Source organism: Pseudomonas sp. GM24, assembly GCF_000282235.1.
Classification (GTDB): domain Bacteria; phylum Pseudomonadota; class Gammaproteobacteria; order Pseudomonadales; family Pseudomonadaceae; genus Aquipseudomonas.
The window spans coordinates 1-22,555 of the sequence record NZ_AKJR01000024.1 but is presented as its reverse complement, the minus strand read 5'-3'; the positions used below and the strand labels follow the sequence as shown (position 1 = coordinate 22,555).

Below are 22,555 nucleotides of genomic sequence, written 5' to 3'. Positions count from 1 at the left end.
AGTCCTTTCTTATTCCAACTGGCAATAAACAAACTGCCGCAAAATGCGGCAGATTCGCAATTCAGCGAAGCGTTACAGTCGACCCAGATCGTTGACCAGAGCAAGCAACATCACCCCGACCACCAAACTGATACCGATCTGTATCCCCCAACCTTGCACCCGATCCGACAAGGGACGACCACGCGCCCACTCGATCAGATAAAACAACAAATGCCCCCCATCCAGTACAGGAATGGGCAGCAAATTCAGAACCCCCAGGCTAATACTCAGATAAGCAAGGAAATTCAGGAAATCAGCGACGCCCGACTGGGCAGAAGCGCCCGCCACTTTAGCAATGGTTATCGGTCCACTCAAGTTTTTTACCGAGAGCTCGCCGAACAGCATTTTCTTTAGCGAATCGAGCGTCAGAATGCTCATGGTCCAAGTGCGACGGGCACCCTCGCCAATGGCAGCAAGAGGCCCGTAACTGACCTCGCGAATCATCTCCGGCGGCCAGTCGACAGCTTTTACACCTGCACCCAGATATCCGCTTGGCGATTTGCTTTCACCGCGCGCCGCCAGAGTGACAGGGACGTCGATTTGAGCACTGTCGCGCTCGATGCGCAGCATGATTTTGGTATCAGGACGCGTACGAACGGTATCGACCACTTGCTGCCAGTCATTCAGCGTCTGGCCGTCAAGGGCCAGCAGGCGATCACCCGTCTTCAGACCGGCAGCCTGAGCCGGGCCTTTCGGATCAAGCTCGGCAAGCACCGGTGGCAAAGCCGGGCGCCACGGACGAATACCCAAAGAGCGGATCGGGTCTGGTTCATCAGCACCTTTAAGCCAGTTATCCAGCTTCAGCTCACGCGGCGAATCCGCTGTCGAACCCTGCTCACGCACCAGCAACTGCAGAGAACCGCTTTCGCCCAGACGCCGGACCAACTGCAGATTGACGGCCGCCCAACCGGTAGTCGGCTCTCCATCGATCGCCACGATCTCTTCACCTGCGCTCAAACCGGCACTGGCGGCGATACTGCCGGATTCAACCGCACCGATGACCGGACGCACCTGTTCGCTGCCGAGCATCGCCAACACCCAGAAGAACACCAGCGCCAAGAGAAAATTGGCAATGGGGCCGGCCGCAACAATGGCGATACGCTGACGCACGGATTTGCGGTTGAACGACTGATCAAGCTGATCGACCGGGACTTCGCCCTCACGTTCGTCGAGCATTTTGACGTAGCCGCCCAGCGGAATCGCGGCAACCACAAACTCGGTGCCTTGCTTGTCGTACCAGCGCAACAACGGCATGCCAAAGCCTACGGAAAAACGTAGAACCTTGACGCCACAGCGACGCGCGACCCAGAAGTGGCCGAATTCGTGAAAGGTGACCAGCACACCCAAAGCGATCAGGGTGCCGGCAATCATATAGAGCGCGCTCATCTATTTTCTCCGCAATCCTGTTCAGTGCCGCGTGTAGCCATTGTGTAGCAAATTCTATCGATCGTGGCGCTTCAGCCACTGCTCGGCCAGAACTCGCGCCTTGGCGTCTGCCGTAAATACGGCATCGAGGTCTGCCAATGCTACGACCGGTTCGAGGCTCAATACCTCCTCGATGATACTCGCGATTTCCAGGTAACGAACCCGTCCATCGAGAAACGCTGCCACCGCTACTTCGTTCGCTGCGTTGAGCATCGCCGGAGCACTGTCGCCAGCTTCGGCAGCTTGCCGGGCCAGACGCAGGCAAGGGAAGCGTTCTTCATCCGGCGCCTCGAAGTCCAGGCGCGCCACAGCAAACAGATCCAGCGGTGCCACGCCGGAATCAATGCGCTCCGGCCAAGCCAGGGCATTGGCAATCGGCGTGCGCATGTCGGGATTGCCCAACTGCGCCAGCACCGAGCCATCGACATAATCGACCAGCGAGTGAATCACGCTCTGCGGGTGGATCACCACCTCAACCTGCGAGGGCTTGGCATCAAACAACCAACAGGCCTCGATCAGTTCGAGACCTTTATTCATCATGCTGGCCGAATCGACCGAAATCTTGCGCCCCATGGACCAGTTCGGGTGAGCACACGCCTGCTCAGGTGAAACATGCGCCAACTCACTCATCGGTGTCTGTCGGAACGGACCACCAGAGGCTGTGAGTAAAATCCGACGGACACCGACCGAGCTCAATCCACGGGCAAAATCCTGTGGCATGCACTGAAAAATCGCGTTGTGTTCGCTATCGATCGGCAGCAGCACCGAACCGCTCTTGCGCACTGCCTGCATGAACAGGGCGCCGGACATCACCAGCGCCTCTTTATTGGCCAGGAGAATCTTCTTGCCGGCCTCGACGGCCGCCAGGGTCGGACGCAGCCCTGCTGCACCGACGATTGCCGCCATCACGGCATCGACCTCAGGAGCAGCAGCGACCTGGCACAGGCCCTCCTCCCCCACCAGCACGCGGGTCGGTAAACCGGCCGCACGCAAATCATCCTGCAAACCGCGCGCAGCGGCAGCTTCCGGCACCACGGCAAATTGCGGCACGTGACGCACGCACAAGGCGAAAAGCTCGCTCAGGCGCGTGAAACCACTCAGCGCGAACACCTGATAACGCTCAGGATGGCGGCCAATGACATCCAGCGTACTCAGACCGATCGAGCCGGTCGCACCCAGAACAGTGACCTGTTGAGGGCGACTCACGGTGCAGCCATCCACAGCAGCACGGCAAACACCGGGATGGCCGCTGTCAGGCTGTCGATACGATCAAGCACACCGCCATGACCAGGCAGCAGGTTACTGCTGTCCTTGATGCCAGACTGACGCTTGAACATGCTTTCGGTCAGGTCGCCAACCACGGAGATGAAGACGATCAGCGCAGCGCCAATCAAGCCTTTAAGCAACTCGGCGACCGTCCAGTCGCGAACAAACGCGACAATGGCAGTAATCACCAAACTCAGCGCAAGACCACCATAGACGCCTTCCCAGCTTTTGCCTGGGCTGACTTGCGGGGCCAGCTTGCGCCTGCCGAATTTGCGACCAGAGAAGTAGGCGCCGATATCGGCCCCCCAGACCAGCACCATCACGGCCATGATCAGCCAGTTACCCAGCGGATACTGTTTGATCTGCACCAGACCTTGCCAGGCCGGCAGCAGAATCAGCAGGCCGATGACCAGTTTGGTAGCGGCGCTGGACCAATGCACGCTGGAATGCGGGTAGGTCAGCACCAGCCAGGTTGCCACCGCCCACCACAGCACGGAAGCACCCAGCACCCACGGGGCAAGCCCGGGCAGGATGTACATGATAAACAGCATGAACGCGACCACGGCGGCAAAACCCACGCGGAACGTTTGTCCGGTGAAGCCTGCCAGACGCGCCCATTCCCACGCACCCAAAGTCACGACCAGACCGATAAACAAGGCAAAACCGGAGCCTTCCAGCAGGAAAAACCCGCACAAGGCAATCGGCAGCAGGATCAGTGCAGTGATGATTCGTTGTTTAAGCATTAAACCCGGGCTCCAGCTTCGACCTGTTCGCTCGTTTTACCGAAGCGACGCTGGCGCGAAGCGAAATCGGCCAGCGCATTGCGCATGGCATCGTGTTTGAAGTCCGGCCAGAACAGGTCGGAGAAGTACAACTCGGCGTAAGCCAGTTGCCACAGCAGGAAGTTGCTGATGCGATGCTCGCCACCGGTACGAATGCACAGGTCTGGCAACGGTAGATCGCCGGTCGCCAGACAGGTTTGCAGCAGATCCGGGGTGATGTCTTCCGGACGCAGGTGCCCGGCCTGAACTTCACGCGCCAGACGCTGCGCAGCTTGTGCGATATCCCACTGACCGCCGTAATTGGCAGCGATCTGCAGGATGAATCGGTTGGCGCCCGCCGTCATCGCCTCGGCTTCACGCATTGCCGCCTGAAGCTCCGGATGAAAGCGCGAACGATCGCCAATGATGCGCAGGCTGATGTTGTTGTCGTTGAGGCGCTTGGCCTCACGACGCAAGGCCTTGAAGAACAGGTCCATCAAGGCACTGACTTCATCGGCCGGGCGCTGCCAGTTCTCACTGGAAAACGCGAACAGGGTGAGCACTTCGACCTTGGCCTCGGCGCACACCTCGATTACGGCACGCACAGCATCCACGCCCGCTTTATGCCCGGCGACACCCGGCATAAAGCGTTTTTTCGCCCAGCGATTGTTGCCATCCATGATGATCGCGACATGGCGCGGCACCGCGGACGGCGCAGTCTGCTTGGTCTTGTCCATTAAAAGCTCGAACCTTATACGGCCATCAGATCCGCTTCTTTTTGCTTGGTAGCCGTGTCGATATCAGCCTCGGCCTTGTCGGTGAGCTTCTGAATATCGGCAGCGGCACGACGCTCTTCGTCTTCGCTGATTTCTTTGTCCTTGACCAGTTTCTTCAGCTCGCCCAAGGCGTCACGACGGATGTTGCGCACGGCAACACGAGCGTCTTCAGCAGCACTGCGCGCCTGCTTGGTGAAGCCCTTGCGGGTTTCTTCAGTCAGGGCAGGCATGGAAATCAGCAACAACTCGCCCAGGTTGGTCGGGTTGAGGTTCAGGCCAGCGCTCTGGATTGCCTTGTCGACCGCTGCGAGCATGTTGCGCTCGAAGGCCACGACTTGCAGAGTGCGCGAGTCCTTTACAGTGATGTTGGCCACTTGGGTGATGGAGGTGTCAGCACCGTAGTACGGCACCATCACGCTACCCAGAATGCTTGGGTGAGCCTTGCCGGTACGAATCTGGCCGAATGCATGGGCCAGAGAGTCCAGGGATTTTTGCATGCGCTCTTGAGCGTCTTTTTTGATTTCGTTGATCATTGTTGACCTTCCTCGATCAGGGTGCCTTCAGCGCCGCCATGGACGATGTTCAGCAGGGCACCAGGCTTGTTCATATTGAATACGCGCAGCGGCATCTTGTGGTCGCGGCACAGGCAAATAGCTGTCAGATCCATTACACCCAGCTTGCGATCCAGCACTTCATCATAAGTCAGATGATCGAACTTCTCGGCATGCGGGTCTTTGAATGGGTCAGCGGTGTAGACGCCATCGACCTTGGTCGCTTTGAGCACGACGTCGGCATCGATCTCGATTGCGCGCAGGCAGGCTGCAGAATCCGTGGTAAAGAACGGATTACCGGTACCGGCCGCGAAAATTACCACGTCCTTGGAGTTCAGGTGGCGCATGGCCTTGCGGCGATCATAGTGATCGGTCACGCCAACCATGGAAATGGCCGACATCACGATGGCCGAGATATTGGCACGTTCCAGCGCATCACGCATGGCCAGGGCGTTCATCACAGTGGCCAGCATGCCCATGTGGTCGCCTGTCACCCGATCCATACCGGCTTTGCTCAAGGCTTCGCCACGGAACAGGTTGCCACCGCCGATCACCAGACCGACCTGCACGCCGATGCCGACCAGCTGGCCGACTTCCAGTGCCATCCGATCCAGCACTTTTGGATCGATCCCGAACTCTTCCGAGCCCATCAGGGCCTCGCCGCTAAGCTTGAGTAGAATGCGTTTATAGCGAGCCTGATAACCACTGCCCTGCTGAGCCATTGCGAATCTCTCCTGCGGCGTATTTAAAATTCTTTGCGAGCTGTTTACAGCTGGCGTTCACTCTAGCTTGGCGCTGCTTCAGCGCCATCGGAACATGGCTTTGTAAGTCAGTTCCAAGTGGAAACCAATAAAAAATTGGCAACCCCATCTGAAAAGAGGCTGCGCGCGTGAGCGGGCAGCCTCTTTCGGGCGACAGTTGAAAAACCGTCTTATTGCTTGGCGGCAGCCAGCTGGGCAGCAACTTCTTCAGCGAAGTTGTCGACCGGCTTCTCGATGCCTTCGCCTACCTTGAAGTAGGTGAAGGAAACGATTTCAGCACCGGCTTTCTTGGCCAGTTCGCCAACCTTGATTTCAGGGTTCTTGACGAACGCCTGCTCAACCAGGCTTGCTTCAGCCAGGAACTTGCTGATACGGCCTTTGACCATATTTTCAACAATGTTTTCTGGCTTGCCTTTGATTTTTTCTTCGTTCAACTGCAGGAACACAGCTTTTTCGCGTTCGATAGCTTCAGCCGAAACTTCCGATGGCAGCAGGAACTCAGGGTTGCTGGCCGCTACGTGCATAGCGATGTCTTTGGCCAGTTCAACGTTGCCGCCTTTCAGAACAACTGCAACACCGATCTTGTTGCCGTGCAGGTAGCCACCAACAACGTCGCCTTCTACGCGAACCAGACGACGGATGTTGACGTTTTCGCCAACCTTGCCGACCAGTACCAGGCGAGCAGCTTCTTGAGCTTCGATCAGCGGAGCAACATCAGTCAACTTGTCAGCGAAAGCTTTTTCAATGCTTTCAGCAACGAATGCCTTGAAGTCGTCCTGCAGAGCCAGGAAGTCGGTCTGCGAGTTCACTTCCAGCAGAACAGCAGATTTGCCGTCTTCTTTCAGAGCGATGGCGCCTTCAGCGGCAACGTTGCCAGCTTTTTTGGCAGCCTTGATTGCGCCCGAAGCACGCATGTCATCAATGGCTTTTTCGATGTCGCCGTCAGCCTTTTCCAGGGCTTTCTTGCAATCCATCATGCCTTCGCCGGTACGCTCGCGCAGTTCTTTAACCAACGCTGCAGTAATTGCTGCCATTTTCAAATTCCTCTTGGATAGGTTTTCAACCATTCCACCCGATCGAACGGGCGTTCAATTCGTCCCAAACCCCACGTTGTAGCTGCTGCACGTTACAGAAGCTGTAGCTGCGCCGCCGACAAATGGTTTTCGAGGTGGCAAAAAGGGGGCCAAGCCCCCTTTTTGCTTACTGAGTCAACGCCAGGGCGTTAATTACTCAGCTGCAGCCTGAGTTTCTTCAGCTGCGAATTCTACAGTGCCGCCAGCAACATTGTTGCGACCACGGATTACTGCGTCAGCCATCGAACCCATGTACAGCTGGATAGCGCGGATTGCGTCATCGTTGCCTGGGATGATGTAGTCAACGCCTTCCGGGCTGCTGTTGGTGTCGACAACGCCGATTACCGGGATGCCCAGCTTGTTGGCTTCGGTGATCGCGATGCGCTCGTGGTCAACGTCGATCACGAACAGTGCGTCTGGCAGACCGCCCATGTCCTTGATGCCGCCCAGCGAACGATCCAGCTTCTCAAGATCACGGGAGCGCATCAGCGCTTCTTTCTTGGTCAGCTTGGCGAAAGTACCGTCTTCGGCTTGAACTTCAAGGTCACGCAGACGCTTGATGGAAGCACGAATGGTTTTGAAGTTGGTCAGCATGCCGCCCAACCAGCGGTGATCGACGTACGGCGAACCGCAACGTGCTGCTTCTTCAGCAACGATCTTGCCAGCGGAACGCTTGGTGCCGACGAACAGAATCTTGTTTTTGCCCTGGGCCAGACGCTCTACGAAAGTCAGAGCTTCGTTGAACATTGGCAGGGTTTTTTCAAGGTTGATGATGTGAATCTTGTTACGCGCGCCGAAAATGTACTTACCCATTTTCGGATTCCAGTAACGGGTTTGGTGACCGAAGTGCACACCGGCCTTCAGCATATCGCGCATATTGACTTGGGACATGATAGTTCCTTAATAAGTCGGGTTTGGCCTCCACGTATCCCAATGACCAACCAGTGGCATAAAGCCAAAAGCACCCAGGTCATCGTGTCGACACGTGTGTGGATTTAAGCTTTTCGGGGTATCCCCGGAAAGCGGCGCATTTTATACCACAGGGTGCGCAGAAACGGAACCCGGAATCTGTATTCGCACCAAGGACATGGGCGCAGCCCCCTTGGAATCGGCCCCGAACGCACCATTGTATAGAGAGAAGCGATGCACGCGGGCGCTGAATTGCGCCGTGCGTCTGTTAGAATCGCGTTTTTCAGGGTCGCAAAACGCACACCTGCCACCCTATTCGTATCAGCAAGCGCCGCCGAGCGCAGAGAGAGCCTGTATGACCGTCAACCTCAAAACCCCCGAGGACATCGCTGGCATGCGTGTCGCCGGCAAACTGGCCGCCGATGTGCTGGAAATGATTGCCGAACACGTCAAACCGGGCGTCACCACCGATGAGCTGAACCAGATCTGCCACGACTACATCGTCAACGTGCAGCAAGCCATCCCTGCCCCGCTCAACTACAAGGGCTACCCGAAGTCGATCTGCACCTCGATCAACCACGTGGTCTGCCACGGCATCCCGAACGACAAACCGCTGAAAAACGGCGACACCCTGAACATCGACGTCACCGTGATCAAAGACGGCTACCACGGCGACACCAGCCGCATGTTCCATGTCGGCGAAGTGCCGGTGTGGGCCGAGCGCCTGTCGCAGATCACTCAGGAATGCATGTACAAGGCGATCGAAATCGTCAAACCTGGCTGCCGCCTCGGCGACATCGGCGAAGTCATCCAGAAGCACGCCGAGAAGAACGGCTTCTCGGTGGTTCGCGAGTTCTGCGGCCATGGCATCGGCAAGGTCTTCCACGAAGAACCGCAGATCCTGCACTACGGCCGTGCCGGCACCGGCATGGAACTGAAGGCCGGCATGACCTTCACCATCGAACCGATGATCAACCAGGGCAAGGCCGACACCAAAGTATTGGGCGACGGCTGGACCGCGATCACCAAAGACCGCAAGCTCTCGGCCCAGTGGGAGCACACCCTGCTGGTCACCGACACCGGTTACGAGATCTTCACCCTGCGCGCCGATGACACCATCCCGCGCGTCTCGGCCTGATCCACACAACGCTCCCAGCCTTATAGAAGGAAAGCCAATCGATGCCGCAGGTGGATCCCGAACTCTTCGACCGCGGCCAGTTCCAGGCTGAACTGGCCCTGAAAGCGAGTCCCATCGCGGCGTTCAAGAAGGCGATCCGCCAGGCTCGCGAAGTACTCGACACGCGTTTTCGCAATGGCCGCGACATTCGCCGTCTGATCGAAGACCGTGCCTGGTTCGTCGACAACATCCTGCAAAAGGCCTGGGAGCAGTTCACCTGGAGCGAAGACGCCGACATCGCGCTGGTCGCGGTCGGCGGCTACGGCCGCGGTGAGTTGCACCCGTATTCCGACATTGATTTGCTGATCCTGCTGGACAGCGCCGATCACGAAGTTTTCCGTGACTCTATCGAGCGTTTTCTGACGCTGCTGTGGGACATCGGCCTGGAAGTCGGCCAGAGCGTGCGCTCGGTCGATGAATGCGCCGAAGAAGCCCGCGCCGACCTGACCGTCGTCACCAACCTGATGGAAAGCCGCACCATCTGCGGCCCCGAGCGTCTGCGTCAGCGCATGCTCGACGTCACCAGCACCGCACACATGTGGCCGGCCAAGGAGTTCTTCCTGGCCAAGCGTGCCGAGCAAAAGGCCCGTCACCACAAGTACAACGACACCGAATACAACCTGGAACCCAACGTCAAAGGCTCGCCCGGCGGCTTGCGGGATATCCAGACGATTCTGTGGGTGGCCCGGCGTCAGTACGGCACCCTGAACCTGCGCGCCCTCGCCGGCGAAGGTTTCCTGGTCGAAAGCGAAAACGCCCTGCTCGCCTCTTCCCAGGAATTCCTCTGGAAAGTGCGCTATGCGCTGCACATGCTGGCGGGCCGCTCCGAAGACCGCTTGCTGTTCGATCATCAACGCACCATCGCCGGGCTGCTCGGGTTTGAGGGTGACGACGCCAAACAGGCCGTCGAAAACTTCATGCAACAGTATTTCCGCGTGGTAATGAGCATCGCCCAGCTCAGCGACCTGATCATCCAGCACTTCGAGGAAGTCATCCTCGCCCCGGAAGACGAAGCGCCGCCGCAGCCGATCAACTCGCGCTTCCAGCTCCACGACGGCTATATCGAGGCACGCAACGACAACGTGTTCCGCCGCACGCCGTTCGCCATGCTCGAGATTTTCGTGCTGATGGCGCAGCAGCCGGAGATCAAAGGCGTACGCGCCGACACCATTCGTCTGCTGCGCGAGCACCGTCACCTGATCGACGACAACTTCCGCAACGATATTCGCAACACCAGCCTGTTCATCGAGCTGTTCAAGTGCAAGATCGGCATCCACCGCAACCTGCGCCGGATGAACCGTTACGGCATTCTCGGGCGTTACCTGCCGGAGTTCGGCTTTATCGTCGGGCAGATGCAGCACGACCTGTTCCACATCTATACGGTCGATGCGCACACGCTGAACCTGATCAAACACCTGCGCAAATTGCAGTACACCCAGGTCTCGGAGAAATTCCCGCTGGCCGCCAAGCTCATGGCCAAACTGCCCAAGCCCGAACTGATCTACATGGCCGGTCTGTACCACGACATCGGCAAGGGCCGGCATGGCGATCACTCAGAAATCGGCGCGGTCGATGCCGAGGCGTTCTGCCAGCGACATCAGTTGCCACTGTGGGACAGCCGCCTGATTGTCTGGCTGGTGCAGAACCATCTGGTGATGTCGACCACCGCGCAGCGCAAGGACTTGTCCGATCCGCAGGTGATCCATGACTTTGCCCTGGCTGTCGGCGATGAAACCCGCCTCGACTATCTCTATGTGCTGACGGTTGCCGACATCAACGCGACCAACCCGACGCTGTGGAATTCGTGGCGCGCCAGCCTGTTGCGCCAGCTCTATACCGAGACCAAGCGCGCCTTGCGCCGCGGCCTGGAAAACCCGGTGGATCGCGAAGAACAGATCCGCCAGACCCAAAGTGCCGCGCTGGATATTCTGGTGCGTGGTGGCACCGATCCGGATGATGTCGAGCAGTTGTGGGCGCAGTTGGGCGATGACTATTTCCTGCGCCACACCGCCGGTGACGTGGCTTGGCACAGTGATGCAATCCTGCAGCAACCGGTCGATGGCGGGCCGTTGGTGCTGATCAAGGAAACCACCCAGCGCGAATTCGAGGGCGGCACGCAGATCTTCATTTATGCGCCGGACCAGCATGACTTCTTCGCCGTGACCGTGGCGGCAATGGATCAGCTCAACCTGAACATTCACGACGCCCGGGTTATCACCTCGAGTAGCCAGTTCACCCTCGACACCTACATCGTGCTCGACAACGAAGGCGAATCCATCGGCGACAACCCGGCACGGGTCAAGCAGATCCGCGAAGGCCTGACCGAAGCCCTGCGCAATCCGGACGACTACCCGACGATCATCCAGCGTCGCGTGCCGCGCCAGCTCAAGCATTTCGCCTTTGCGCCGCAGGTGACGATTCACAACGATGCCCAGCGTCCGGTGACCGTGCTGGAATTGACCGCACCCGACCGCCCGGGACTGCTGGCGCGGATCGGCGGGATTTTCCTCGAATTCGACCTGTCGCTGCAGAACGCCAAGATTGCGACCCTCGGCGAGCGGGTCGAAGACGTGTTCTTCATCACCGACGCTCACAACCAGCCGCTGTCCGACCCGTTGCTGTGCAGCCGTTTGCAGGATGCGATCGTTGAGCAACTGAGCGTCAATCAGGAACCCGATATCAAATTGTCGCGCATCAGTATTTGATGGCGCCCCGGATTCAAATGGCTTTGCGAGAGACCCAGCCCCAATGAACAACGCTCTGAACCAGCTCCAGCCGTACCCGTTCGAAAAGCTCCGCGCCCTGCTCGGCACCGTAACGCCGAACCCGGAAAAACGCCCGATCGCCCTGTCGATCGGCGAGCCGAAACACCGCTCGCCAAGCTTTGTCGCTGAAGCGCTGGCTAACAGCCTGGATCAGATGGCGGTGTATCCGACCACCCTCGGCATCCCGGCGCTGCGTGAAGCCATTGCCGGCTGGTGCGAGCGGCGATTCGGTGTGCCTGGCGGCTGGATCGATCCGGCGCGCAACGTACTGCCGGTGAACGGCACCCGTGAAGCGCTGTTCGCGTTCACCCAGACCGTGGTCAACCGTGGCGACGACGCGCTGGTGGTCAGCCCTAACCCGTTCTACCAGATCTACGAAGGCGCGGCGTTCCTCGCCGGGGCCAAGCCGCACTACCTGCCGTGCCTCGACGAAAATGGCTTCAATCCGGATTTCGATGCCGTTTCGCCAGACATCTGGAAACGCTGCCAGATCCTCTTCCTCTGCTCGCCGGGCAACCCGACGGGCGCGCTGATCCCGGTCGACACCCTGAAAAAGCTGATCGCTCTGGCCGACGAGTACGATTTCGTGATCGCCGCCGACGAGTGCTACAGCGAGTTGTACTTCGATGAGCAAACGCCGCCGCCGGGCCTGCTCACAGCCTGTGTCGAACTGGGCCGCAAGGACTTCAAGCGTTGCGTGGTGTTCCATAGCCTGTCCAAGCGCTCCAACCTGCCAGGCCTGCGCTCCGGTTTCGTTGCCGGCGACGCCGACATCCTCAAAGGCTTCCTGCTGTATCGCACCTACCACGGCTGCGCGATGCCGGTACAAACGCAACTGGCCAGCGTGGCGGCGTGGAATGACGAAGTGCATGTACGCGCCAACCGTGCGCTGTATCGCGAGAAATTCGATGCGGTGCTGGAAATCCTCAGCCCGGTGATGGACGTGCAGCGTCCGGATGGCAGCTTCTACCTGTGGCCGAACGTGCAAGGTGATGACGCCGCGTTCTGCCGCGATCTGTTTGAGCAGGAGCACGTGACCGTGGTGCCGGGCTCGTACCTGTCTCGTGATGTCGATGGCGTCAACCCGGGCGCAGGGCGTGTGCGCATGGCGCTGGTTGCGCCACTGGCCGAATGTGTCGAAGCCGCCGAGCGGATTCGCGCCTTTATCACCCGTCAGCAATAAGTAGTATTTGGCCCGCGCCAGGCAATCTGGCGCGCGGTTTTATCACCGCGATACATATCAAAGCAATTACCGACTTCCTACCTGCCCGCTCCAAAGATAGTCTTCAGATGAACAGTTACCGTAACTATCCGTCGCGCCCTATCGATTAAAAAACTTCCGGGCACCACCCTAAGCACCTTGTCAATCAATATGGATATTGATCATGCACCATTACCCCTTCGTCAAAATGCGCAGTCGCAACTTCACCTCGGGAGAACGTCACAAGCGTTCTATCGTCTGTTCCAACCGGTTATGGGACAACGCCAGTACGGTAACTTTTTCGTTCATGGAGGATTTACCCGATGAACTGGCCTACCGGGTCGAACGGATAATTCGTCAATGGGAGCCCTTTGTCAGCCTGACATTTGCCCAGGTCGAACAAGGCCCGGGACAGATCCGTATCGCCCTGAACGGCGAAGCGAACTGGTCGGAAATCGGCACCGAAGCGTTGGAAGTCGATCCAGAAGAACCTACGCTGGTCATCCAGACTGAACCGCAACACCCGCTGTTTGAAGCCACGCTGCTGCATGAGTTCGGACATGCACTGGGGTTTCATCATGCCCATCTGCATCCCGATGCCAATATTCCATGGGATATAGAAGCTGTGTACAAGTACTTCAGCGAAACTCAGGGCTGGAACCGTGAAGAAATTGAACTGAATATCTTCCGCCTCGACAGTTGCGACATTACTTCCAGAGGAGAATACGACAGCCTTTCCATCTTGCATTATCCGGTACCCAACTTTCTGACCCACGGCAACTTCGAGATTGCCTTCAACCTGAAACTCAGTGAACGGGACAAACGCCTGGCCAAACAAAGTTATCCGGCCATTGATTATCAAGCTCAGGTTATTTGACCTGCCCCAAGTTGGCCTCGCTCAAATCCAGATCGGCCAACACTTCTCGGAGAACGTCATCACCTATCTGATGCTGACGACTGAGACTATAGAGCTCCAGGCGCTGCGCCCTCAGCGCCTTCAAGCGCAGGCGACGCTCAAGCAGATCCATCTGGAACGCCAGGGCCTGCGCTTCGGCGGAATCGTTGAAGACATCCAGTTGATGGCGATACTCGGACATGATCCGCGCCTTCAGCTCGGCTGACAGAGCGGCTTGAGCAGCGTCCTGCGGGGTAGTTTCTTCGGTTTCGAGCGCGTGAATCGCCGCCTCTGCGGTTTTACGCCACGCGTCGCGCACTTCCTGGCGCCGTTTGTCATCCGGACTTTTCTCGATGCCGCGCAACAACAGCGGCAGCGCGATGCACGCCGAAATCAGCGACAGCAAAATCACCCCGGCAGCAATGAAGATCAACAGATCACGCTCGGGAAACGCCTCCGCCCCCATCAACATCGGCACCGACATCACCCCGGCCAGCGTCACCGCACCGCGCACACCGCCGACGGTCAGCAGCCAGCAGGAGCGCGCGGTCGGCACTTGCGTCAGATCACCTTTACCGCGCAAACGCCGCAGCAATACCGATAAACGCCAGATGCTCTGCACCCAGATAAATCGCAGTAATACCAGGGCGAGGAAAATCGCCACTACATCCAGGCAACGGTAAAACAACGTCGGCCACAGCGTCGGTTCATGGCTGACCACGGCTTTGATGATGTCCGGCAATTGCAGGCCGAGCAGGAGGAAAATCAGCCCGTTGAAAGCGAACTCCAGCAGCGACCAGACACTGCGATTAAGCAAGCGAGTGCTGGTCTGTCGTGGCAGCAGATCGAGCCAGCTCTGCATCATCCCCGCCGCCACGGCCGAGAGAATGCCCGACACGCCAAGACGTTCGGCCAATACATAAGCGGCGAACGGCAACAGCAACATGAACACAACGTGCGTCGCGGGATCGTCCCAACCGCGAGCGATCATCCACGCCCGCAAGCGCCCGACCAGCCAGCTCAATGCCACACCGACCGCCAGTCCGCCGAGCGCCACCACGACAAAGGTCAGGCTGGCGTTGGTCAGCGAGAACACGCCCGTGATGGCCGCCACCAGGGCGAACTTGAAGGTCACCAAACCCGAGGCATCGTTCATCAGCGCCTCGCCCTGCAATATATGCATCAGCGGGGTCGGCAAGCGATTTTGCGAAATGGCCGACACCGCCACGGCGTCCGTAGGCGACAACACTGCCGCCAGGGCGAAGGCCACCGGCAGCGGAATTGACGGCAATAACCAATGAATGAAGTAGCCGGCGCCGACCACGGTGAACAGCACTAGTCCCACCGCCAGCGTAAGGATCGGCCCGCGCAGGTGCCAGAACTCGCGCTTGGGCATGCGCCAGCCGTCGGAGAACAACAATGGCGGCAGAAACAGAAACAGGAACAATTCGGGATCGAGGGCCACGTGCAGCCCCAGCGTCGGCCAGGCGAGCAAGGCGCCGGCGGCAATCTGGACCAGTGGCAGCGGCAGCGGGATGACCCGTCCGACCAGACGCGAGACGCTGACCAGCATCAGCAGGATGAGGACGGTGTAAGCAGTTTGCATAAAGCGGAAATCTCAGACAATCGACAGCGTTGAACTGCCATATTAGCCGCTTAGGCTGTGTCTGACCGTTGCACCTATGTCGCACGCCCGCAACGCAGTCCCCTTGTGGGAGCGAGCCTGCTCGCGAATGCGGTTGATCAATCAACACTCAATTGACTGAAGCGGCCCCTTCGCGAGCAGGCTCGCTCCCACAGGTTTTGCAGCGTTACGACAACCGTGGCCGACGAAACCGTTTGGTCATGGCATAATCCGACACCATTTTTCTCCAGCACCTGTAAAGGGGGCGATTCCTTGACCGTTTCAAGTAAAACGTTGCACCTTTTCGGCATCAAAGCCTGCGACACCATGAAGAAGGCGCGCACCTGGCTCGATGAACACGCTGTCAGCTACGACTTTCACGACTACAAGACCGCCGGCATCGACCGTGAGCACCTGACCCAATGGTGTGACGAACATGGCTGGCAAACGGTGTTGAACCGTGCAGGCACGACCTTTCGCAAACTCGACGACGAACGTAAAGCCGATCTCGACCAGTCGAAAGCCATCGAACTGATGCTCGCTCAACCCTCGATGATCAAGCGCCCGGTGCTCGATCTCGGTGACCGAACCCTGATTGGCTTCAAGCCAGATATCTACGCGGCCGCTCTGAAGTAAGCAGCCCGTCACTCTTTGTAGAGGTGTATTTACATGTCCAATTCCCTGTTCAGCATCGCCTTTGGTGTCGGCACTCAGAACCGTCAAGGCGCGTGGCTGGAAGTGTTCTACGCACAGCCACTGCTCAACCCATCGGCCGAACTGGTCGCCGCTGTTGCGCCGATCCTCGGTTATACCGAAGGCAACCAGGCCATTACCTTCACCACCGCTCAGGCTGCGCAACTGGCTGAAGCCGTAAAAGGCATCGACGCCGTGCAAGGCAAGCTGTTGACCCGTCTGGCCGAAAGCCACAAGCCGCTGGTCGCCACCCTGCTGGCAGAAGACTCGCAACTGACCTCGACACCTGAGGCATACCTCAAGCTGCATCTGCTGTCGCACCGTCTGGTCAAGCCGCACGGCGTGAGCCTGGCCGGTATCTTCCCGTTGCTGCCGAACGTTGCCTGGACCAGCCAGGGCGCCATCGACCTGAGCGAACTGGCGGAAATGCAACTGGAAGCGCGTCTGCGCGGCGAGTTGCTGGAAGTATTCTCGGTGGACAAGTTCCCGAAAATGACCGACTACGTGGTTCCGGCTGGCGTGCGTATCGCTGACGCCGCGCGTCTGCGTCTGGGCGCTTACGTCGGTGAAGGCACCACCGTGATGCACGAAGGTTTCATCAACTTCAACGCCGGCACCGAAGGCCCGGGCATGATCGAAGGCCGCGTTTCCGCTGGCGTATTCGTCGGCAAGGGTTCGGACCTGGGCGGCGGTTGCTCGACCATGGGCACCTTGTCGGGCGGCGGCAACATCGTGATCAAGGTCGGCGAAGGCTGCCTGATCGGCGCCAACGCCGGTATTGGTATCCCGTTGGGCGACCGCAACACCGTTGAGTCGGGCCTGTACGTGACGGCCGGCACCAAGGTGGCGCTGCTCGACGAAAACAACAATCTGGTCAAGGTTGTGAAGGCGCGTGAGCTGGCCGGTCAGACTGACCTGCTGTTCCGTCGCAATTCGGAAACCGGTGCTGTGGAGTGCAAAACCCACAAATCGGCGATCGAACTGAACGAAGCGCTGCACGCTCACAACTAAGTGCTTGAATAATCCATTGTAGAAGTGAGCCTGCTCGCGATGCTTTTAGCGCCCTCACGGACGCCATCGCGAGCAGGCTCACTCCTACAGGATTTGGCGTACATCCCGCCCCTCTTCACCAGGGCTAAAAACTGTGATGATTCCCTCCCCGTGGCGTGCCGATTTCCCGGCCATCGCCGCGCTGCAACGGCAAGACCAGACCTATCTGGACAACGCCGCCACCACGCAAAAACCCCAGGCCCTGCTCGACGCACTGACGCATTACTACGCCAACGGCGCGGCCAATGTGCATCGTGCGCAACACCTGCCCGGCGCCCATGCCACGCAGGCGTTCGAGGACAGTCGGCTGAAGGTTGCCCAGTGGCTGAATGCCGGTGACAGCGGGCAGATCATCTTTACTCACGGCGCCACCAGTGCGCTGAACCTCCTGGCGTATGGCCTGGAACATCTTTTCCACCCTGGCGATGAAATTGTCATTAGCGCCCTGGAGCATCACGCCAACCTGCTGCCGTGGCAGCAACTGGCCCAACGGCGAAGTCTCAAACTGGTGATCCTGCCGCTGGATGCCGACGGCCTGATCGACCTTGCTGTCGCTGTGCATTTGATAGGCCCGCGCACGCGATTGCTGGCAGTCAGTCAGTTGTCCAACGTGCTCGGCGCGTGGCAGCCATTGCCGGCGTTGCTGGGCATGGCCAAGGCGCAGAACGCGCTGACCGTGGTCGATGGCGCGCAAGGCGTGGTGCATGGTCGGCATGACGTGCAGGCGCTGGGTTGCGACTTTTATGTATTTTCCAGCCACAAGCTCTATGGGCCTGATGGCCTTGGCGTGCTGTTCGGGCGCAATGCAGCACTTGAGCAGCTGAAGCCCTGGCAGTTCGGCGGCGAAATGGTCCTGGAAGCCAACTATCACGACTCGCGCTTTCGCCCTGCGCCGCTGGGTTTCGAGGCCGGTACGCCGCCGATTGCCAGCGTCATCGGCCTTGGCGCGACGCTGGATTATCTGGCGGGTCTGGATCAGGACGCTGTGTCTGCCCATGAAGCCGCGTTGCATGACTATTTGCTGCATGGACTCGCGGCGCGTAACGGCATTCGTCTGCTCGGCAAGCCGCAATTAGCGCTGGCGAGTTTCGTCGTTGAAGGTGTGCACAACGCTGATTTGGCGCACTTGCTGACTGAGCAAGGCATTGCCGTGCGCGCCGGGCATCATTGCGCGATGCCGCTGCTGAAAAGCTTTGAGCTGGCCGGGGCGATTCGTGTGTCACTGGCGCTGTACAACGATTCGGAAGATCTGGAGCGCTTTTTTGAAGCGCTGGATCAGGCGCTGGAGTTGTTGCGATGAGCTTGCCGCTCGAAGCCGCCGAGGCGCTGCAGACTTTTCAAAACGCGGCCGGCTGGGAACAGCGGGCGCGGTTGTTGATGCAGTTTGGTGATCGTCTGATAGCGCTCAGCGATGCGGACAAGTGCGAGGCTAACCGGGTGCATGGCTGTGAGAGTCAGGTGTGGCTGGTTGGGGAGTTGCGTGACGGTCACTGGCAATTTGCGGCGAGTAGCGATGCGCGGATGATTCGCGGGTTGGTGGCGTTGCTCTTGTTGCGGGTAAATGGCTTGTCGGGCGCTGATCTGAAGCAAATTGATTTGCCGGACTGGTTCAATCAGCTCGGCCTTTCGCGGCAGCTATCGCCATCGCGCAGCAATGGCCTCAATGCAGTGCTCCAGCGAATGAATGAGTTGGCTGGTTAATCGCCATCGCTGGCAAGCCAGCTCCCACAGGGTTCTATGGTGTTCATAGATGCAGTGAACTTACCCAATACCTGTGGGAGCTGGCTTGCCAGCGATGAGGGCATAAGCCCCAGCATCAAGCCTGAGGTTTAACTCGGTCAGCCGGACGCCGAACCCCCGCAACAATCTTGTCCACAGCCTTGGTCGCCGCGACCATGCCAAACGTCGCCGTGACCATCATCACCGCGCCAAATCCACCCGCGCAGTCCAGCTTCACACCGTCGCCGACAAAGCTCTTCTGCAAACAAATGCTGCCATCCGGCTTCGGATAACGCAGTTGCTCCGTGGAAAACACACACGGCACGCTGTAGTGCCGAGTCACGGTGCGCGAAAAACCATAATCGCGACGCAACGTCGAGCGCACTTTCGAGGCCAACGGGTCGTTGAACGTACGGTTGAGATCACACACCTGAATCAGCGTCGGATCGATCTGCCCGCCCGCGCCGCCCGTGGTAATGATCTGGATCTTGCGGCGCTTGCACCAGGCGATCAGCGCAGCCTTGGCGTTGACCGCGTCGATGCAGTCAATCACGCAGTCGATGTTCGGCGTGATGTATTCAGCCATGGTCTCGCGGGTGACGAAATCCGCCACGGCGTGCACGGTGCAATCCGGGTTGATCCCGCGCAGGCGCTCGGCCATCACCTCGACCTTGGGTTTGCCGACGGTGCTGTCCAGCGCGTGCAACTGACGGTTGGCGTTGCTGACGCAGACGTCATCGAGATCGAACAGCGAAATCTCACCGACACCACAACGGGCCATGGCTTCCGCCGCCCAGGAACCGACGCCACCGACGCCGACGATCGCCACATGGGCCGCGCGCAAACGCGCCAGGCCTTCGATGCCATACAAACGGGCGATGCCTGCAAACCGCGGATCTTCTGTACTCATGACCATTACCCCAAAAACCGGCGCGCATTATAGGGCTATGCGGCGACAAGTTCTAAACATCAGCTACAAGTGTAAGAACTTAAGTCAAAGTCGGCTGCCCAATGTCGGGCATTTCCCTGTCTGATGTACGACTTGTGAACTGCCGGTGTAGGATGCGCGCCCCTCGGGCGTCTAGCCGACCGATCCTTCGTTCCACAGCCTTTGGAACCCGAAATAGCTATGTCATCGCGTAAATTTGGACTCAACCTGGTGGTGGTTCTGGCAATCGCCGCCCTGTTCACCGGTTTCTGGGCGCTGATCAATCGCCCGGTTTCGGCGCCGAACTGGCCGGAGCAGATCTCCGGTTTCTCCTACTCGCCGTTCCAGCAGGGACAATATCCGCAGAAGGATCAGTATCCGACTGACGACGAAATGCGCCGCGATCTGGAGATCATGAGCAAGCTGACGGATAACATCCGCATCTACTCGGTAGACGGCTCGCTGGGAGACATCCCGAAACTGGCTGAAGAGTTCGGCCTTCGGGTCACCCTCGGCATCTGGATCAGTCCGGATCAGGAACGCAACGAACGGGAAATCACCAAAGCCATCGAACTGGCCAATACGTCACGCAGCGTGGTTCGCGTTGTCGTGGGTAACGAAGCGCTATTTCGTGAAGAAATCACCCCAGAGGCATTGATCGTTCTTCTCGATCGCGTGCGTGCAGCCGTGAAAGTACCGGTCACCACGTCCGAGCAATGGCACATCTGGGAGAAATACCCACAACTGGCCAAGCACGTTGACCTGATTGCCGCGCACGTTCTGCCGTACTGGGAATTCATCCCCGTCGACAAGGCCGGGCAGTTCGTTTTCGACCGCGCCCGCGACCTGAAAAAGCTGTTCCCGAAAAAACCGCTGCTGCTCTCCGAGGTCGGCTGGCCGAGCAACGGTCGCATGCGCGGTGGCGCCGATGCGTCGCCGGCAGATCAAGCGATCTACCTGCGCACCCTGGTCAACAAGCTCAATCGCCAGGGCTTCAACTACTTCGTGATCGAAGCGTTCGACCAGCCGTGGAAGGCCAGCGACGAAGGCTCGGTCGGCGCGTATTGGGGCGTGTTCAACGCCGCGCGTCAGCAGAAATTCAACTTCGAAGGCCCGGTCGTGGCGATCCCGCAATGGCGCGTGCTGGCGATCGGTTCGGTGGTGCTGGCGCTGTTGTCGCTGACCTTGCTGATGATCGACGGCTCGGCCCTGCGTCAACGTGGGCGGATCTTCCTGACCTTTATCGCGTTTCTTTGCGGTTCGGTATTGGTGTGGATCGGTTACGACTACAGCCTGCAATACAGCACATGGTTCAGTTTGACGGTCGGATTCCTCTTGGCGCTCGGCGCGCTTGGGGTGTTTATCGTCTTGCTGACGGAGGCGCATGAGCTAGCCGAAGCGGTGTGGATTCACAAGCGTCGGCGCGAGTTCCTGCCGGTCGAGGGCGACTCCAGCTACCGCCCGAAAGTCTCGATCCACGTGCCGTGCTACAACGAGCCGCCGGAGATGGTCAAACAGACCCTCGACGCCCTCGCCGCCCTCGATTATCCGGACTACGAAGTCCTGATCATCGACAACAACACCAAGGATCCGGCGGTGTGGGAACCGGTGCGCGACTACTGCGCAACCCTCGGCCCGCGCTTCAAGTTCTTCCACGTCTCGCCCCTGGCCGGTTTCAAGGGCGGCGCGCTGAACTACCTGATCCCGCACACCGCCAAAGATGCCGAAGTGATCGCCGTGATCGACTCCGATTACTGCGTGCACCCGAACTGGCTCAAGCACATGGTGCCGCACTTCGCCGACCCGAAAATCGCTGTGGTGCAGTCGCCGCAGGATTATCGCGACCAGAACGAAAGCACCTTCAAAAAGCTTTGCTACGCCGAATACAAAGGCTTCTTCCACATCGGCATGGTTACTCGTAACGACCGTGACGCGATCATTCAGCACGGCACTATGACCATGACCCGGCGTTCGGTTCTGGAAGAATTGGGCTGGGCCGACTGGTGCATCTGTGAGGACGCCGAACTCGGTCTGCGCGTGTTCGAGAAAGGCCTGTCGGCGGCGTATTACCACGACAGCTACGGCAAGGGGCTGATGCCGGATACGTTTATCGACTTCAAGAAGCAGCGTTTCCGTTGGGCCTACGGTGCGATCCAGATCATCAAGCGTCACACCGGCAGCCTGCTGCGCGGCAAGGACACCGAACTGACGCGCGGCCAGCGTTACCACTTCCTCGCGGGCTGGTTGCCGTGGGTCGCGGATGGCATGAACATCTTCTTCACCGTCGGCGCTTTGTTGTGGTCGGCGGCGATGATCATCGTGCCGCAACGGGTCGATCCGCCGCTGCTGATCTTCGCGATTCCGCCTCTGGCTCTGTTCGTGTTCAAGGTCGGCAAGATCATCTTCCTCTACCGTCGCGCCGTTGGCGTGAACCTGAAAGATGCCTTCTGCGCGGCGTTGGCCGGGCTGGCGTTGTCGCACACCATCGCCAAAGCGGTGCTGTACGGCTTCTTCACCAGCAGCATTCCGTTCTTCCGCACGCCGAAAAACGCCGACAACCATGGCTTCTGGGTGGCGATTTCCGAGGCGCGGGAAGAGCTGTTCATCATGCTGCTGTTGTGGGGCGCGGCGCTGGGGATCTTCTTGGTCAACGGCATGCCGAGCAACGACATGCGTTTCTGGGTGGTGATGTTGCTGGTGCAGTCGCTGCCGTATCTGGCAGCACTGATCATGGCGTTCCTGTCGTCGTTGCCGAAACCTGCGGCCAAGCCTGAGCCGGCAGCTGCATAATCGGTAACGGATAACGTCAAACGGCGGCCTTCGGGCCGCCGTTTTGCTTTAGAATGACCGCCTTTTTCAATGCCAACAAACTCGGTAGGAGCTGCCGAAGGCTGCGATCTTTTGATCTTGCTGTTGATTTTAAAAAACAAAATCAAAAGATC

Annotated in this window: 19 protein-coding genes; 9 read left to right on the top strand and 10 right to left on the bottom strand. The window is 58.8% G+C overall.

From position 1 onward, the window contains the following. Nucleotides 1-72: 72 nt before the first annotated feature. The 8 genes from rseP to rpsB form a co-directional block, all read right to left on the bottom strand. The gene (gene rseP, locus PMI23_RS03710; RefSeq protein ID WP_007908851.1) at nucleotides 73-1,425 is read right to left on the bottom strand and encodes a sigma E protease regulator RseP; all 1,353 of its coding nucleotides are present in this window, start codon (nucleotides 1,423-1,425) and stop codon (nucleotides 73-75) included. Between the two features lie 54 nt (nucleotides 1,426-1,479). Next, nucleotides 1,480-2,670, bottom strand: coding sequence for a 1-deoxy-D-xylulose-5-phosphate reductoisomerase (gene ispC, locus PMI23_RS03705; protein ID WP_007908852.1), 1,191 nt, complete (start codon nucleotides 2,668-2,670; stop codon nucleotides 1,480-1,482). Next, nucleotides 2,667-3,473 (bottom strand): phosphatidate cytidylyltransferase, encoded by an 807-nt coding sequence (locus PMI23_RS03700; RefSeq protein WP_007908853.1) that lies wholly within the window; start codon nucleotides 3,471-3,473, stop codon nucleotides 2,667-2,669. The genes ispC and PMI23_RS03700 overlap by 4 nt, the downstream gene beginning before the upstream one ends. Next, entirely contained in the window at nucleotides 3,473-4,228 is a 756-nt protein-coding gene (uppS, locus tag PMI23_RS03695) for a polyprenyl diphosphate synthase (RefSeq protein ID WP_007908854.1), read from the bottom strand. The genes PMI23_RS03700 and uppS overlap by 1 nt, the downstream gene beginning before the upstream one ends. 14 nt (nucleotides 4,229-4,242) lie before the next feature. Next, a complete protein-coding gene (gene frr / locus PMI23_RS03690) occupies nucleotides 4,243-4,800 on the bottom strand; it encodes a ribosome recycling factor (protein ID WP_007908855.1) in 558 nt (185 codons plus the stop codon). Continuing rightward, nucleotides 4,797-5,540 (bottom strand): UMP kinase, encoded by a 744-nt coding sequence (gene pyrH / locus PMI23_RS03685; protein WP_003222124.1) that lies wholly within the window; start codon nucleotides 5,538-5,540, stop codon nucleotides 4,797-4,799. Before pyrH ends, frr begins: the two co-directional genes overlap by 4 nt. A 209-nt stretch (nucleotides 5,541-5,749) precedes the next feature. Beyond that, nucleotides 5,750-6,613: a translation elongation factor Ts gene (tsf, locus tag PMI23_RS03680; RefSeq protein ID WP_007908856.1), complete on the bottom strand. Its 864-nt coding sequence runs from the start codon at nucleotides 6,611-6,613 to the stop codon at nucleotides 5,750-5,752. A gap of 192 nt (nucleotides 6,614-6,805) precedes the next feature. Next, complete coding sequence (gene rpsB / locus PMI23_RS03675) at nucleotides 6,806-7,543, bottom strand: 30S ribosomal protein S2 (RefSeq protein WP_003222119.1); 738 nt, start codon at nucleotides 7,541-7,543, stop codon at nucleotides 6,806-6,808. Between the two features lie 373 nt (nucleotides 7,544-7,916). Between rpsB and map the strand changes: the two genes are divergently transcribed. The 4 genes from map to PMI23_RS03655 all read left to right on the top strand — a co-directional run bounded on the left by map (nucleotide 7,917) and on the right by PMI23_RS03655 (nucleotide 13,581). Beyond that, nucleotides 7,917-8,699: a type I methionyl aminopeptidase gene (gene map / locus PMI23_RS03670; RefSeq protein WP_007908857.1), complete on the top strand. Its 783-nt coding sequence runs from the start codon at nucleotides 7,917-7,919 to the stop codon at nucleotides 8,697-8,699. Nucleotides 8,700-8,740: 41 nt separating this feature from the next. Then, complete coding sequence (locus PMI23_RS03665; protein ID WP_007908858.1) at nucleotides 8,741-11,443, top strand: [protein-PII] uridylyltransferase; 2,703 nt, start codon at nucleotides 8,741-8,743, stop codon at nucleotides 11,441-11,443. Nucleotides 11,444-11,486: 43 nt separating this feature from the next. After that, nucleotides 11,487-12,686: a succinyldiaminopimelate transaminase gene (dapC, locus tag PMI23_RS03660; protein WP_007908859.1), complete on the top strand. Its 1,200-nt coding sequence runs from the start codon at nucleotides 11,487-11,489 to the stop codon at nucleotides 12,684-12,686. 202 nt (nucleotides 12,687-12,888) lie between these two features. Then, nucleotides 12,889-13,581, top strand: coding sequence for a M12 family metallopeptidase (locus PMI23_RS03655; RefSeq protein WP_007908860.1), 693 nt, complete (start codon nucleotides 12,889-12,891; stop codon nucleotides 13,579-13,581). On the opposite strand, the gene PMI23_RS03650 is transcribed toward PMI23_RS03655, so the two are convergent. Then, nucleotides 13,574-15,205, bottom strand: a complete 1,632-nt coding sequence (locus PMI23_RS03650) for a Na+/H+ antiporter (RefSeq protein WP_007908861.1) — start codon at nucleotides 15,203-15,205, stop codon at nucleotides 13,574-13,576. The genes PMI23_RS03655 and PMI23_RS03650 overlap by 8 nt on opposite strands. 291 nt (nucleotides 15,206-15,496) lie before the next feature. On the opposite strand from PMI23_RS03650, the gene PMI23_RS03645 reads away from it, so the two are divergent. From PMI23_RS03645 to PMI23_RS03630, 4 genes are all read left to right on the top strand, one after another. Next, a complete protein-coding gene (locus PMI23_RS03645; RefSeq protein WP_003222107.1) occupies nucleotides 15,497-15,859 on the top strand; it encodes an ArsC family reductase in 363 nt (120 codons plus the stop codon). Between the two features lie 33 nt (nucleotides 15,860-15,892). Next, complete coding sequence (dapD, locus tag PMI23_RS03640; RefSeq protein ID WP_007949650.1) at nucleotides 15,893-16,927, top strand: 2,3,4,5-tetrahydropyridine-2,6-dicarboxylate N-succinyltransferase; 1,035 nt, start codon at nucleotides 15,893-15,895, stop codon at nucleotides 16,925-16,927. 133 nt (nucleotides 16,928-17,060) lie between these two features. Beyond that, nucleotides 17,061-18,266 carry an aminotransferase class V-fold PLP-dependent enzyme gene (locus PMI23_RS03635; RefSeq protein WP_042704889.1) on the top strand — a complete coding sequence of 402 codons (1,206 nt, stop codon included), beginning with the start codon at nucleotides 17,061-17,063 and terminating at the stop codon, nucleotides 18,264-18,266. Beyond that, nucleotides 18,263-18,667 carry a SufE family protein gene (locus tag PMI23_RS03630; protein ID WP_007908864.1) on the top strand — a complete coding sequence of 135 codons (405 nt, stop codon included), beginning with the start codon at nucleotides 18,263-18,265 and terminating at the stop codon, nucleotides 18,665-18,667. Before PMI23_RS03635 ends, PMI23_RS03630 begins: the two co-directional genes overlap by 4 nt. Nucleotides 18,668-18,782: 115 nt before the next feature. On the opposite strand, the gene tcdA is transcribed toward PMI23_RS03630, so the two are convergent. Continuing rightward, nucleotides 18,783-19,601, bottom strand: a complete 819-nt coding sequence (gene tcdA / locus PMI23_RS03625; protein WP_007908865.1) for a tRNA cyclic N6-threonylcarbamoyladenosine(37) synthase TcdA — start codon at nucleotides 19,599-19,601, stop codon at nucleotides 18,783-18,785. Between the two features lie 213 nt (nucleotides 19,602-19,814). Here tcdA and PMI23_RS03620 point away from each other — a divergent pair, with 213 nt between their 5' ends. Then, a complete protein-coding gene (locus PMI23_RS03620) occupies nucleotides 19,815-22,403 on the top strand; it encodes a glycosyltransferase (protein ID WP_007908866.1) in 2,589 nt (862 codons plus the stop codon). The last annotated feature ends 152 nt before the right edge of the window (nucleotides 22,404-22,555 follow it).